This is a genomic window from Psychroflexus longus, from assembly GCF_020164595.1.
Taxonomy (GTDB): Bacteria; Bacteroidota; Bacteroidia; order Flavobacteriales; family Flavobacteriaceae; genus Psychroflexus; species Psychroflexus longus.
The window spans coordinates 13,600-28,908 of sequence record NZ_JAIQZE010000007.1 but is presented as its reverse complement, the minus strand read 5'-3'; the positions used below and the strand labels follow the sequence as shown (position 1 = coordinate 28,908).

The following is a 15,309-nucleotide window of genomic DNA, read 5'->3' as shown; positions in this document are numbered from 1 at the left end:
TAAATGTAATAAGGAAGTTAAGTTCATTCAATTACTCTCTTGAAATTTAACACCTATTAAGCATTTATTCAATAAGATTAAACAAACTATTTTAATCTAATGAAATTATAGACTGCACGACCTTCCGCTACAAGGTGTTGTTCAGGATCATCTTCCAAATAACATTTCATGGTCGCAACAAAAATTCGTGATCCTAGCCGCAGTGTTCTGCCTTCTACTATTATTGGTTTTGCATAGGCTGGTGACAGAAAATCAACCCGTATATCTATGGTTGCCATTTTATCCTTAATGGAACTTAAGTGGGTACCTCCTACTATTCCGCCAACAGAATCCATTACGGTGGTAATGATACCTCCATGCCACCTATTCGAACGAATATCTCCAACTACTTCTGGTCTGAAAGGGACTTTAACCTTGACAAAATCTTTCTCGATGTGAAGTAGTTTTAGTCCCAAAAACTTGTGGATAGGTATAACTTCTTCTATCATTTTTTTTACAAAATCATCATTCAAATCCATGGCTAATTTTTTTAAAACAGAAATCCCCAAGCTTAGTAATGCTTAGGGATTAAATATAAAGTTTAAATAACTTACCTTAAGGAGGCATTAAATTTAATTTCAAATTGATTTTGTAATTTTTTCATCACTTTGTCCACTTGCTTATCTGTGAGTGTTTTCTTCTCATCCATAAATTTGAACCGAAGCGCATAGCTTTTTTTCTTTTCTGGCAATTTATCTCCTTCATAAACATCAAATAAATCAACACCTTTCAAGATTTTTTTATCAGTCATGAAAGCCAGTTCTTTCAGTTCGTCAAAGTTTACAGATTGATCCAGCAACAAAGCAAAATCCCTTTGAGTTGTTGGAAACTTAGGAATTTCTTTAATTTTGAGCTGTTTTTTTTCTATAACCTCTAAAATATTACTCCAGTTGATATCTGCAAAAAGAACCTCTTGTTGAATATTAAAATGTGTTAAAACATCAGTTTTTACTCTACCAAAGTCAACAATAGTCTTGGAATTCAACTTACCAGTAAGACCCTCAGAAATTGATTTTGATTCAACCGATTGAAAGTCTAGGTTTGATAATCCAAGCTTCTCAAAAATTTTGGCCACATATCCTTTTAGTGTAAAGAAATTGGTTCTTTCTTGTGACATGGTCCAGGACTCTTTGGTTTTCGGACCTGTAATAAAAAGAGATAAATGTTTGGTTTCAAAATACTCTCCTTCTATATTTTTATAAGTTTTTCCAAACTCAAAAAACTTTAAATCGTTTTTCTTTCTATTGATATTGTAACTTACAGATTCTAATCCTGAAAATAACATAGACTGTCTCATGACTCCCAGATCGTTGCTGAGCGCATTGAGAATGTTCACATTATGCTCCTCATTCAGGTCTTCTGACATTTTAACGTAAGCTTTGGTTGTCAAAGAATTTGACATGATTTCATAAAATCCTTGAGATACCAATTGGTCTGCTAGTTTATTTTGAACTTTATAATCATCGTAAATAGAAGAGTTCGCTACCGAAACATTGAACTTGCTGTCGGATTCAATATTGTTATAACCATAAACTCGTAAGATTTCTTCAATGACATCGACCTCACGTTGAACATCAACTCTATAAGCGGGAATGGTTAATCCTAAACCGCTTTCAGACACATTATTAACTTTTATATCTAGTGAGGTCAAGATGGTTTTAATCACTCCTGTGTCAATTTCCTGACCAATCAACTGATTGATTTTATCGAAAGTTAAAAACACTTGAAAATCTTCTATCTTTTTGGGATAAAAATCATCTATATCGCTGGATACCACTCCACCAGCAACTTCCTGAATAAGGATAACTGCCCTTTTGAGAGCAAACTCTGTTATGTTTGGATCTATTCCTCTTTCGTAACGGAAAGAAGCATCAGTATTCAATCCATGACGTTTTGCAGTTTTCCTGATGCTCACTGGATTGAAGTAAGCACTTTCAAGAAATATATCGGTTGTACTAGTACTTACAGCAGATTCGCTTCCTCCAAAAATACCAGCCATACAAAGTGGTTTTTCAGAATCACAAATCATAAGATCATCTTCATGAAGTTCTCTTTCAACACCATCCAAGGTGATGAACTTTGTTCCAGATTTTAAAGTTTTCACTTCTATTTTATTGTTCTTGACTTTATCCAAATCAAAAGCGTGCAGCGGCTGACCAAGCTCATGTAAGACATAGTTGGTAGCATCGACGATATTATTCTTGGGATTTATTCCAATGGCCTTAAGTCTGTTTTTTAACCAGTCTGGTGAGTCTTTGACCTCCAAACCAGAAATACTTACTCCACAATATCTTGGCGCTAACTCAGGCTTTTCGACAGAAATTGATACTCTCATACTTCTGTTATCCACATGGAAGCTACTCACAGAAGGAGTATCAATCGGAATATTGACTTCATTTTGAATTAATCCTGCTCTCAAATCTCTGGCAACTCCCCAGTGACTCATTGCATCTGCCCGGTTAGGCGTAAGTCCAATTTCAAATACCTGATCTTTTTCTACTGAAAATACTTGATTAAGAGGTGTTCCTGGTATAAGGTTTTCACCCAAAACCATGATTCCATCATGGCTTTTCCCGAGACCAATCTCGTCTTCGGCACAGATCATACCTTCGCTAACTTCTCCTCTAATTTTTCCTTTTTTAATAGGCCATGGCTGTCCTTTCTCATCATAAAGCGTCGTACCTATTGTAGCCACAGGAACATTTTGTCCTACTGCAACATTAGGAGCTCCACAAACTATGGAGAGTAATTGATCCTGACCTACATTTACTTTGGTGAGATTTAAACGGTCTGCGTTAGGATGTGGCTCACAAGATTCGACATATCCAACAACAATACCTTCAAGACCTCCTTTTATAGATACAAAATCTGTAATGCCTTCAACTTCTAGTCCTAAATCAGTGAGTAAAACTTCGGTTTCTTCAGCAGTCCATTTTGTTTTTAGAAATTGCTTCAACCAGTTATAAGAAATCTTCATAATATTTATCTATAGAAGGCGCAAAGATAACAAACCCACTTAGCTCTTAAAATTTTTATTCCTCTAAAATTATAGTAAATTGACCACCAAAATTTAATTATATGAAAACTATACTTACAATTGCCTTTTTAACCATCACTACTGTTTTTTATGGTCAGGTAGATTCTAGAATTTATGATATCGTTGACGATGTGTCTGCAGAAAAACTTGAATACTATATTCAAAATCTGGTTGATTTTGGAACTAGAAATACCTTTAGTGAAACTGAAAGTGATACACGAGGAATTGGAGCAGCTCGGCGTTGGATTAAGGACGAATTTGAAACTATCTCTTCTTCCTGTAATGATTGCCTGGATGTTTTTTTTCAAGGGGAAACTGTCACACCAGAAGATGGAAATAGAATACCAAAAACTGCAGAAGTTCTGAATGTTGTTGCGGTACAGAAAGGAAAAAAATATCCAAATTCATATGTCATTATGAGTGGAGATATAGATTCCAGAGCTTCAGATACTCAGGATTTCACAACAGATGCGCCGGGTGCCAACGATAATGCGACAGGAATGGCGGGAGCTATGGAAGCTGCCAGAGTGCTTTCTCAATATGAATTTGATCACAGTATTGTTTATGTGGGATTAAGCGGTGAAGAGCAAGGCCTATATGGTGGTCAATTTTTAGCGAAATATGCAAAGGAGAACGATTGGAACATCATAGGCATTATCAATAACGACATGATAGGAAATATTGAAGGTGTCGATGGTGTGATAGATAATAGAACCTTTAGAATTTTTAGTGAAGCTCATAATCCTACCGAAACTGACAGAGAGCGACAAATGAAACGTTTTTACGGAGGTGAAGTCGATGGAACTTCACGTCAATTGGCAAGATACGTTTATGAAACTACCAAAACCTACATGCCAGAAATGAATCCTATGATGATATATCGTTTGGACCGTTTTGGACGTGGTGGTCATCACAAACCATTTAATGATAAAGGCTATCCAGGAATCAGAATTATGGAAGCACACGAAAATTACACTCAGCAACACCAAGACGTGAGAGTTGAAGATGGTATCGCATACGGAGACGTGATCGAACACGTCAATTTTGATTATGTTAAAAAACTAACTGCTGTCAATGCGATTTCCATGGCAAGCTTAGCCTGGGCACCTCCTGCACCTACCGAAGTTGCCATTGGCGGAATTGTAGAACCTTCTGTCAGGCTGAAATGGGAACAAAAAAATCCAAGTGATGTCAAAGGCTACAAAATCTATTGGAGATCGACCACCTCACCTACCTGGGATCATTTTCGATATGTAGAAAACGTCAATGAAATCACACTGGAAGGCATAGTGATAGATAATTTTTTCTTCGGAATTGCTGCTGTTGGCAAAAACGGACATGAAAGTGTTGTCGTTTTTCCTAGCAAGATCATGAGATAATCATAAACGCTTTTAACTAAAAAAGGTCTTATCAACATTGATAAGACCTTTTTTTGGGTGGAAGATGGGGCTCGAACCCACGACCCCTGGTACCACAAACCAGTGCTCTAACCAACTGAGCTACATCCACCAGTTGTCATTTAAGACGTTGCAAATTTAATATAAAATTGCATTCTACAAAACGATTTTGATAAATAAGGAAAAAATAAAAGATGAGGTTGATAACCTATTCAACTCCTTAGGTTTACAAAGCCACGAACCTCATCTCTTAAGTATCACTAATAACTATTTATTTTCAACTAAAAAAGGCTGAACTTTCTCTTTAATTTCTTCTACAATACTAGGGTCCAGCAAAGTAGATACATCACCAATTTGATCGCCTTCATTGGAAGATATTTTTCTCATGATACGTCGCATGATTTTACCACTTCGTGTTTTAGGTAAACCTGATACGAAATGAATACGATCCAACTTGGCAATAGGCCCAATTTTACTGGCGATCAATTGGTTGATTTCTTTGCTTAAGTTTTCTTTATCCCTGGATTCACCTTCATTCTTCAAAATGACAAATCCCGCAAGCGCGTTTCCTTTTACATTATGTGGAAAACCTATAATTGCAGACTCTGCAACAGCTGGGTGTTCATTGATGGCATCTTCAATTGGCGCCGTTCCCAAATTATGACCAGAAACAATAATAACATCATCTACTCTACCCGTAATTCTATAGTATCCTACCTCATCTCTTAAGGCACCGTCACCGGTGAAGTACACATTTTCGAACGCTGAATAATATGTCTCTCTGTACCGTTTATGGTTTCCATAAACCGTCCTGGCCATACTCGGCCATGGATGTTTTATGCAAAGTTTTCCTGAAACTGAATTTCCCTCAATTTCATTTCCTTTATCATCCATCAAAGAAGGCTGAATTCCAGGTAATGGAAGCGTAGCATATGTAGGTTTTGTAGGCGTTACAAACGGAATAGGAGAAATCATGATGCCACCAGTCTCCGTTTGCCACCAGGTATCTACAATAGGGCATTTTTTCTTTCCAATATTCTCATTGTACCAGTTCCAGGCTTCTTCATTGATGGGTTCTCCAACACTTCCAAGAACTTTTAAAGAAGATAAATCGTATTTATTGACAAACTCGATGTCCTGTTTTGCCAAAGCTCTAATCGCTGTTGGTGCTGTATAAAATTGATTCACTTTATATTTTTCTACAATATCCCAAAATCTACCATAATCTGGATATGAAGGAACGCCTTCAAACATCAATGTAGTAGCGCCATTCAGAAGTGGTCCGTAGACTATGTAAGAATGTCCGGTAATCCAGCCAATATCAGCAGTACACCAATAAACGTCATTCTCCTGATATTGAAATACATTTTTGAATGAGAATGCGGTATACACCATATAGCCAGCGGTAGTATGTACCATACCTTTTGGAGTTCCCGTGGAACCGGAAGTGTATAGTATGAAAAGCATGTCTTCTGCGTCCATCACTTCGGCTTCGCATTTATCTTCGACTTGTTTTAACTCTTCATGTAGCCAAACATCACGACCTTCGACCATTTCAATTTTTGAAAAGGTTCGTTTAGCCACCAAAACGCATTCTACTGAAGGTGTATTTTCTAAAGCTTCATTAACTATGCTTTTTAAATCAATGCTTTTGGCGCCTCTGTAAGATCCGTCTGACGTAATGACCATTTTGCAATCTGAATCGTTAATTCTTGAAGACAAGGCAGACGCAGAAAATCCAGCAAAAACTACAGAGTGTACTGCTCCAATTCTGGCACAGGCTAAAGTAGCAATGGCGAGTTCAGGAATCATTGGAAGATAAATGCAAACCCGATCCCCTTTTTGAACTCCATTTTTTTTCAACACATTCGCCATTTTATTGACGCGTTTTGATAAGTCGTTATAACTTATATGTAGCGCTTTTTCCCCAGGGTTATTAGGTTCCCAGATAATAGCTGTTTTATTACCTCTCGTTTTCAGATGTCTGTCTATCGCATTTTCAGTGATGTTGAGCTGAGCGCCTTCGAACCAACTGACTTCAGCTTTTTCAGGGTCCCATTTCAAGACTGAATCCCATTTTCGCTTCCACTCAAAATTACGTTCCGCTATGGTGTTCCAGAAGTTCTCCGGATCGTTTTGAGAAATTCTATACACATCCATATACTTGGCCAGTGAATCAATGTTGTAATAACTCTTGGTCAGTGCTTTTAAAGACTGAGTCACCTGATCTTTATTTTTACTGAAAGCTCCAATTTTCTCCTGACTAAAAGTTTCAATGATCTCACTGATGACCATAGGATCCTCAATAGTGGATGGAAGTTTGTAAGGCTGACCAGCAACCAGTTTCCTTAAAGTCCTTCTTAAAGTTTTACCGCTTCTAGTTTTAGGCAGACGTTTAACAATGACCACGTTTTTCAAAGCCGCAATAGCTCCGATTTTGTCTCTTACCAACTGAATGATTTCAGTCTGCATTTTATAGGATTCGTAACCCTCCTCGCCTGTTTTTGGAACCACAATAGCTAATGGAATTTCTCCTTTCAGCTCGTCCTGCAATCCAACTACGGCGCATTCTGCTACAGATGGATGTTGAGAAACTACTTCCTCCAAAGCAGCTGTAGAAAGCCGATGACCAGAGACATTGATAACGTCATCAATTCTCCCAGTAATGTAAACATAACCCTCTTCGTCTATATAGCCTCCGTCGCCAGAAAAATAAAATCCTGGAAATTTACTTAAATATCCGTTTTTGTAGCGTTCGTGGTTATTCCAAAGCGTTTGCATAAAACCTGGAGGAAGTGGCAATCTGGAGCAAATATATCCTTCAGTATTTGCTGGCAAAATCTCGCCTTCTTCAGAAAGAATTACCAAATCGTATCCAGGAACGGCCTTCCCTGCAGAACCAGGTTTAACTGGCAGAGGATCGAGTCCCATATAATTGGCTACGATAGACCAACCCGATTCGGTCTGCCACCAATGATCGATGACAGGGATTTTTAGATGGTCTTCGGCCCATTTTAATGTCGTTTCATCACAACGCTCACCGGCTAAAAACTGATATTTCATAGAAGAGATATCATGTTTTTTTATGAATTCACCATTTGGATCTTCTTTTTTGATGGCTCTAAATGCCGTTGGTGCAGTAAACATGACATTCACTTTGTGATCTTCTATAACTCTCCAAAAAGCACCTGCATCCGGTGTTTTGATAGGTTTCCCTTCATAAATGATAGTGGTATTCCTATGAATCATAGGAGCGTAAACGATATAGCTATGCCCTACAACCCAACCAACATCGGATGCTGCCCAGAACACATCACCAGGTTTAGTACCATAGATATTCTGCATGGAATACTTTAGTCCTACGGCATAGCCACCGGTGTCTCTCACCACTCCTTTAGGGGTTCCTGTAGTTCCGGATGTATAAAGAATATAAGAAGGATCTTTAGATTTAAAAGCGATGGCTTCTGCTGGCGTAGCATTTTCCAGCAATTCTGTGTAATCTATATCGTAGGATTTCTCCTCAAATTCTACTCCAAGCTTTCTATTGAAAACTACAACTTTTTCAACCTTATGTTTAGCCTTTTCAATAGCTTCATCTACCATAGGTTTGTAAGCTATAAGCCGATCGACTTCAATTCCTGAAGTTGCAGTAATGATCACTTTGGGTTTTGCATCGTCTATTCTCATGGCCAATTCATCTGGCGCAAAACCTCCAAAAACTACTGAATGTATAGCGCCTATCCTTGTGCACGCCAACATGCTGAACACAGAATGAGAAATCATAGGCATGTAGATGATCACCCGATCACCTTTTTCTACCCCTAATTCTTTTAACCCTCCAGCGAGTTTAGAAACTTTTTCCAACACCTCATTGTAAGTATATTTCACCTGCTTTTGCCTCACTGCAGAGTCATAAATCAGAGCCAACTCATCTCCGTATCCATCTTCAATGTGTTTATCTAAACACAAATAACTCAAATTGGTCTCACCATCTGGAAACCAATGATAAATACCTTCTGCTGTTTGCTCCAATGCTTTGGTAGGTGCTTTGAACCATTTAATTGCTTTTGACTCTTCCATCCAGAATTCCTCTGGCTTCTCAATACTTTTTTGATAAACTTCTTTATAATTCATAACTATGGATTTTATTTTTTTAAGGTTAATAACTCATTTACTATGCTTAAAAGTTTTTTCATTGAAAATGGCTTTTTTATGTACTCTTTTGCACCAAGATTCAGCCCTTTTTCAACATCACTTTGCTTTTGCTTCGCGCTTATGATTATGGTTTGAGTATTATCTTTTAAAGTATCATGACTTTTCAAAAATTCTAAAACTTCGTACCCATCTACCTTTGGCATCATAATGTCAAGGACTACTAAATCTGGCTTGAGCTTTTCTGCAAGCTCAATCGCTTCTTCGCCATCTCTGGCAATAAAGGTGTCATAATTATTTTTTCTTAAACTGTACTCCAGGGCCATTATAATATTGGGCTCATCATCTACGAGTAAAATCTTTTTCATGGTCTTCGTTTTGGTAAATTAACAATAAGTTCTGCACCCGTCTCGATATTTGAATTAGCATAAATCACACCTCCATGCATTTCCACAATTTGTTTACAAATCGCAAGTCCAAAGCCACTGCCTTGAAGTTTTTTGAAAGTTTGATTCTTGGATTGGTAGAATTTTTTGAAAATCAATTGGAGATCCTCTTCCGGAATTCCTTTACCATTGTCTTTTATTTTAGTAACAACTTCTTCTGAATTTGCTACAAGAAACACTTCAATTTTTCCGTTGTTTTCTGGAACAAATTTTATAGAGTTGGATAGCAAGTTGGTGAACACTTGAATCATTTTATTATAATCAAACTCGATCATTACAGACGATGAAAAATCAAAATTCACCTCAATTTTCTTTTTCCCGGCAATACTGCTGATTCCATTGATGGCATCTTCTATGCATTTATTTAAGCTTTGAAGCTGAAGATTTAATTCATCTCTTCCTGAAGCCATCTTCTCCAAGTCTAAAATATCGTTGATTAAGACAGTCAATCGTTCTGTATCCTGAATGATATTATTTAAAAATCTATGTTGAAGTTCTTGAGGCATATCTTCACTATCCGCTAAAACTTCAGAACTTGCTTTGATGGAAGTGATTGGCGTTTTAAGCTCATGAGCTACGGTATCCAGAAAATCATCTTTTAACTGGTCTTGAAGTCTCAATTCTTCATTGGCAAATTTTAATTCTGAAGTGAGTTTAATCAACTTATGAGATTGTTCCTCCAGCGACTTGTTGACCGAAATAGTTTCTTTATTTTCTTCCAGGATTTTCAAAACTTCAAGCAATGACACAGGTTTTTCTTTAGCAACATTGGAAATTAAAATTTTTGCTGAAGCACTTCCCACGGCTCCAGTAAGCAAACGTTCGGAGAAATTGATGAATCGGGCATCTGCCAATTTTTCTTCCGGATTGACGGCATATCGTTTTCTGAAAACTCTCAAAGCCTTGTCAGCTTTAGCTTGACCTAGAAAACGAACCAATATATTCTGAATATCATCAACGTAAGCCTCACCTTTCCAGACGTATGCATTTTCTTTCAGTTCAACAACTCTTTCACTATTCACGAACATTTCACCATAATTTCGCTCCCGGTAATTTCCTTTTTTTATGACCGACAAAATCAAATAAGCCCCGGTATTAAAAAATAAACTCCAGTATAAAGCATGGTTAACAGGGTTTAAAATGTCAATTCCGAAAAGTGCGTAAGGCTTCAGTAAGTGTATTCCCAAAAACCCTTCCTCTACAAATTGATGATAACTTATAACATGTTCAGTAAAAAAGGGGATCAGATAGGTGAATACGATAAATACCAATCCAAGAATAATTCCCACTTTGGAACCTAAAGCCGAGCCTCTGTTCCAAAACATACCTATAAAAAAACTTGGAGCTAGCTGAGCGATAATTAAAAAGGAAATAAGTCCAATGGAGAATAAAGAAACCTTAGGATCAAACAGCGCATAAAATAAATAAGCAAGGATTATAGAAATGAACACACAAAGTCGCCTTATGTTTTTGATAGTTTTTTCATTTTTGAACGACTTGCCCCGGGTTAGGTTTTTTATAAATCCATAAGGAATAATAAGGTTATTGCTCAACATAGTGGATAGAGCTACTGTGGAAACCACTACCATAGAAATCACTGCTGAAAGACCTCCCAAAAACACTAATACAGCTAACCAATGGTCCCCAAAGTAAAGTGGAATAAGAAGCGTAAAGTAATCGGCATTAGCTTGGTCACCTAAAATCAGCAATCCTCCCCAGGCAATGAAAATAACAAATACATTGAATAGAAAAAGGTAAAGCGGAAACAACCAAATCGAAGTTTTAAGCTGTTTCCTGTTGGTAAATTCGACTACTGAAGTTTGAAATTGACGAGGCAGTAAAAAAATAGCCAAAAAGGAAAGCACAATGCTAAAATACCAATTGATGCCACCACTCAAGCCGTTGATAGTGCTCAGCTGATTCAAATCTAAACTAAGACTTGCTTTTTGGTATACATCTGTAGTACCATCAAACACATAGTAAGTGACATAAACGCCAACAATAAGAAAAAAAGTCAGTTTCAAAACAGATTCAAACGCTACAGAGAACATCACGCCCGTTCTGTTTTTGGAAGCATCCAAAGCTAAAGTCCCAAAGAAGGAAGCGAAAACAGCCAGGATTAAAGCTATATAAAAAGTAGAATCCGTGATCACCGATGAACCTTCAATTCCAAGAGTAGAAGTAGATACAATTTCAAAAGTTTCAGAAATCGCTTTGAGTTGAAGTGAGATGTAAGGAATAATACTCGCTGCACACACCAAAGTGACCAAAGCTCCTAGAGATCTGCTGTTGCCGTATCTAAGTGAAATAAAATCTGCAATACTAGAAATGTTATACACTTTGGAAAGTTGAATGATCTTTTTCAGTAAAACAATCCATAAAGGGGCAGCGATGATAGGTCCGAGATAAATGGTAAGAAACTCAACTCCAGAGTTTGCAGCCATACCCACACTGCCGTAGTAAGTCCAGGCCGAACAGTATACCGCCAGGGAAAGTGCATAAACAATGGGGTGAGATACCAGTTTTGAACCTTTATTTTTTTCAGCAAAAAGAGCTATGAGAAATAGGATTCCCAAATAAACAAAAATGAGTGCTATGAGAGCAGTTTTACTCATTGATCTGAGTATTTTTTTAGAATCGAGAAAGAAATTATAGTACTAGCCAACCATAAGGTGAAAACACAGAAATAAAACAATGGGAAACCCAAGACTAATTTTAGCCTATTAAAAGCAAACACTAAAGGAATATTGAAAAGCAAAATCAAGCCGAAGCTTAAGAAAATAAGTTTCTGTTGGTGTCTTTTTTTCATTCGATTAGAAATAAGTTTTTAATTTAATTAAAATTCTCAAGAGCATGTGTTTTTTAGCAACATACTCTTGAGAACTAATAAGGGATATTAATGGCCTGAAGCTTCTTTTGCTCCACTAGGGATTCTCACGTTTTCTACCATTTCCTGAACATCAGCGGGAGGTGCTGGAGTAAATTTACTGATGGCAATCGACACAATAAAGTTGAAAATCATAGCCACCGTACCAAAACCTTCTGGTGAAATTCCAAACCACCAATCTTCCTGAGTTCCACCTCCAAAGAAGTCGAATTTAAATTTTAACATATAAAACAGCATGAGTGAAATTCCAACGATCATACCGGCAACGGCACCTTCTTTATTCATGCGCTTGTAAAAAATGCCCAAAATAATAGCTGGAAAAAAGGAAGCCGCAGCCAAGCCAAAGGCGAGCGCTACAACAGCAGCTACAAACCCCGGGGGATTGATTCCAAAATAACCTGCAATCACAACTGCTCCTGTTGCAGAAAGACGAGCAGCGATCAATTCACCTTTGTCAGAAATTTTAGGATACACCATCTTTTTGATTAAATCATGAGATACAGAAGAAGAAATTACCAACAAAAGACCTGCAGCAGTTGACAAAGCAGCTGCTAAACAGCCTGCAGCAACTAAAGCAAAAACCCAGTTGGGAAGATCTGCGATCTCTGGATTGGCCATCACCATTATATCATTATCCACATACAATTCATTTTTATTTTCTGAAGGATTTGTAACTAAACGTTGTCCACTTTCTCCTCTTTCAGAATCTTTAAATGAAGGTATTCCGGTTAAGGCATCTCCTCCTTCTTTGGCTTTACCTAAATATTGAATCTTTCCATCACCGTTTTTATCGGTCCATGCCAATAGGCCAAGATCTTCCCAAGTCGTAAACCATTCTGGCATTTCAGCGTAATCTTTTTGGTTAACAGTTTCAATCAGATTCAATTTACCAAAAGAAGCAACTGCGGGAGCCGTGATGTAAAGAATACCAATAAATAATAAGGCATATCCGGCAGACTTACGTGCGTCCTTTACTCGTTTGACAGTAAAGAATCTAACAATAACGTGAGGCAAACCAGCGGTTCCAACCATTAAAGCTAGAGTTATCGCTAAAACATCGATCATGCTTTTTGATCCTTCGGTATATTCATTGAAACCCAATTCCTTGCTTAAGCCGTCAAGTTTGTCCAACATGTAGGTATCGGGCTGACTTGCCAGTGTATCTCCCATACCAAACATAGGAATAGGGTTTCCTGTAGCCTGGAAGGAAATGAAAATTGCAGGAACCAGAAAAGCAAAAATCAGCACACAATATTGTGCAACTTGTGTATAAGTGATTCCTTTCATGCCACCCAGAACTGCGTAAAATAAAACGATTACCATACCAATGATGACTCCAGTTTCAATTTCAACTTCCAGAAATCTTGAAAAGACAACTCCAACGCCACGCATTTGACCGGCGATGTAAGTAAAGGAAACGATCAACGCGCAAAATACGGCCACAAATCTAGCAGTCTTGGAATAATATCGGTCTCCAATAAAATCTGGAACCGTGAATTTTCCAAACTTTCTTAAGTAAGGCGCGAGTAACAATGCCAAGAGGACAAAACCGCCTGTCCAGCCCATCAAGAATACTGAGCCGTCATAGCCCATAAACGAAATAATACCTGCCATGGATATAAATGAAGCTGCAGACATCCAGTCAGCAGCCGTCGCCATACCGTTGGCCAAAGGCGAAACACCGCCACCTGCAACATAAAATTCTTTAGTTGAACCGGCACGGCTCCAAATCGCTATTCCAATGTAAATAGCGAACGAAACGCCGACGAAAATGTAAGTTAGTGTTTGAGCATCCATAGTTTTTTATTTATCGAATCCGTATTTTTTATCTAATTTGTTCATTAACCTCACGTAGACGAAAATCAAAATGATGAATACGTAGATGGAACCTTGTTGTGCAAACCAAAAGCCTACTTTAAAGCCTCCAATTTGAAACTGGTCTAGCCAGTCTTTGAAAAGTATACCTGCTCCATAGGATACAAGAAACCATATGGGTAGAAGAATAGCCAGATACTTCAGGTTCTCTTTCCAGTAGGCGGTAGCGTGTTTCTGTTTTTTGTTGTTTGTTTCCATAATTACAAGTATATCATTGCTTGGAGATTAATTCTATTAAAAGTTTGATTTTGGAAGCTTTCGTTTTGAAATTCTAGTGTAAGTTTTGAATTATGGCCGTTCAAAAACGCGTTGATTCCCAAACCAAAAATGGTTCTATCCTGATCGGTAGCATCTATAAAAGTGTGATTATAGGATGTGTAAGGCTGAAATCTTGCTGACTCTGAGCCAGGTAACAAATAACCCAAGTGTCCATAAAGCATATCACCAGAAGCATAAGGACCAAAAAGATAATTTGTGCCATAATCATTGGATTGGTAAATAGCATACCCAGTTATTGCTGAACCGTTGCTGCCCACCGGAGCATCGTAAAATGCATCAACCGCAAAAAGATTGACATTCTCACCAATAGGTTGATCGTTCTGAAGCATTACAGCTCCATTAGGATGATGAAAAAAGCCGGCACCCACATTAAAAATACGCTGTGTACCCATGTAAGTGCCAACTTTGTAAGGAAGAAAATTACTTTCTAAATTGAAAAAATTGTATGCAAAATATCCAGTAAACGTTTTTCCAGCCTCTGCTGTTCCAAGAAGACTGGCTCCCTGATATGAAGCACTAATGTCTGAGAGCGGTCTGGAATCAAGACCATTGACGATTGCTTCATTAACAGCTACATTATATTGGAGCTTTCCTAAATTACCTTTAGCAAATACTCCTATATGCCTTGCAAATTGATCTGTTAATCCTAAAGTTGCCCACGATGCTCGGTTATTGTCCAAGGTCATCAAGTTGAGAGTTCCTTGAGAATTTGATCTTGATAATCCGTTCCAATAATGAAGGCCTCCACCTATCACGTGCTGATCTGAAACGTTATATTGAGCCCAAGCATCGTGCATAAACGCCTGAGGAGTTCCTACAGAACCAACTGGCTCCATATTCGAGGAGTTTAAACTATTGATCCCTATATGAGTTAAGACCAAAAAATCCTTTGTGATCTGACCGTAAACAAGAAGTCTTGCGCGTCTCAGTTGAAAAGAAATATCAGCTTGATCTTCTGCTCGTGAATCTGAGTAATTGGCTTGAGTCTGGACCCAAGTTAAAATCCTTACGTATTTATTGTCGTTGTCATCAAATTTTATTTTAAAACCACCTTTGTAATAAGGCGAACCCTGAGAAATAGCATTATGACTAAATAAAGCAGTAAATACTAATAAAAATGCAATTTTATAATTCATTACCTAACAAGTTTTCAATTTATTATAGCATTCTTTGCTAATAACTTGTTACGAACTTCAA

At 37.6% G+C, this 15,309-nt stretch carries 9 protein-coding genes and 1 tRNA gene; 1 reads left to right on the top strand and 9 read right to left on the bottom strand.

Annotated elements, in window-relative coordinates:
• Positions 1-86: 86 nt before the first annotated feature.
• Both LB452_RS07765 and pheT read right to left on the bottom strand, forming a co-directional pair.
• A complete protein-coding gene (locus LB452_RS07765; protein WP_224461167.1) occupies positions 87-518 on the bottom strand; it encodes a hotdog fold thioesterase in 432 nt (143 codons plus the stop codon).
• A gap of 71 nt (positions 519-589) precedes the next feature.
• Positions 590-3,016: a phenylalanine--tRNA ligase subunit beta gene (pheT, locus tag LB452_RS07760; RefSeq protein WP_224461166.1), complete on the bottom strand. Its 2,427-nt coding sequence runs from the start codon at positions 3,014-3,016 to the stop codon at positions 590-592.
• 101 nt (positions 3,017-3,117) lie between these two features.
• On the opposite strand from pheT, the gene LB452_RS07755 reads away from it, so the two are divergent.
• Positions 3,118-4,455 carry a M28 family peptidase gene (locus LB452_RS07755; protein ID WP_224461165.1) on the top strand — a complete coding sequence of 446 codons (1,338 nt, stop codon included), beginning with the start codon at positions 3,118-3,120 and terminating at the stop codon, positions 4,453-4,455.
• Between the two features lie 55 nt (positions 4,456-4,510).
• Here LB452_RS07755 and LB452_RS07750 read toward each other — a convergent pair.
• From LB452_RS07750 to LB452_RS07720, 7 genes are all read right to left on the bottom strand, one after another.
• Positions 4,511-4,586 (bottom strand) — tRNA-His (locus LB452_RS07750).
• 154 nt (positions 4,587-4,740) lie between these two features.
• Positions 4,741-8,607: an acetate--CoA ligase gene (gene acs, locus LB452_RS07745; protein ID WP_224461164.1), complete on the bottom strand. Its 3,867-nt coding sequence runs from the start codon at positions 8,605-8,607 to the stop codon at positions 4,741-4,743.
• An 11-nt stretch (positions 8,608-8,618) separates the two neighbouring features.
• The gene (locus LB452_RS07740) at positions 8,619-8,993 is read right to left on the bottom strand and encodes a response regulator transcription factor (RefSeq protein WP_224461163.1); all 375 of its coding nucleotides are present in this window, start codon (positions 8,991-8,993) and stop codon (positions 8,619-8,621) included.
• Complete coding sequence (locus LB452_RS07735; RefSeq protein WP_224461162.1) at positions 8,990-11,686, bottom strand: sensor histidine kinase; 2,697 nt, start codon at positions 11,684-11,686, stop codon at positions 8,990-8,992. The genes LB452_RS07740 and LB452_RS07735 overlap by 4 nt, the downstream gene beginning before the upstream one ends.
• Positions 11,687-11,967: 281 nt before the next feature.
• Positions 11,968-13,755: a sodium:solute symporter family protein gene (locus tag LB452_RS07730; RefSeq protein ID WP_224461161.1), complete on the bottom strand. Its 1,788-nt coding sequence runs from the start codon at positions 13,753-13,755 to the stop codon at positions 11,968-11,970.
• Positions 13,756-13,761: 6 nt separating this feature from the next.
• On the bottom strand, positions 13,762-14,031 hold the full coding sequence (locus LB452_RS07725; RefSeq protein WP_224461160.1) for a DUF4212 domain-containing protein: 270 nt from the start codon (positions 14,029-14,031) through the stop codon (positions 13,762-13,764).
• A 2-nt stretch (positions 14,032-14,033) separates the two neighbouring features.
• Positions 14,034-15,248, bottom strand: a complete 1,215-nt coding sequence (locus LB452_RS07720) for a hypothetical protein (protein WP_224461159.1) — start codon at positions 15,246-15,248, stop codon at positions 14,034-14,036.
• Between the last annotated feature and the right edge of the window lie 61 nt (positions 15,249-15,309).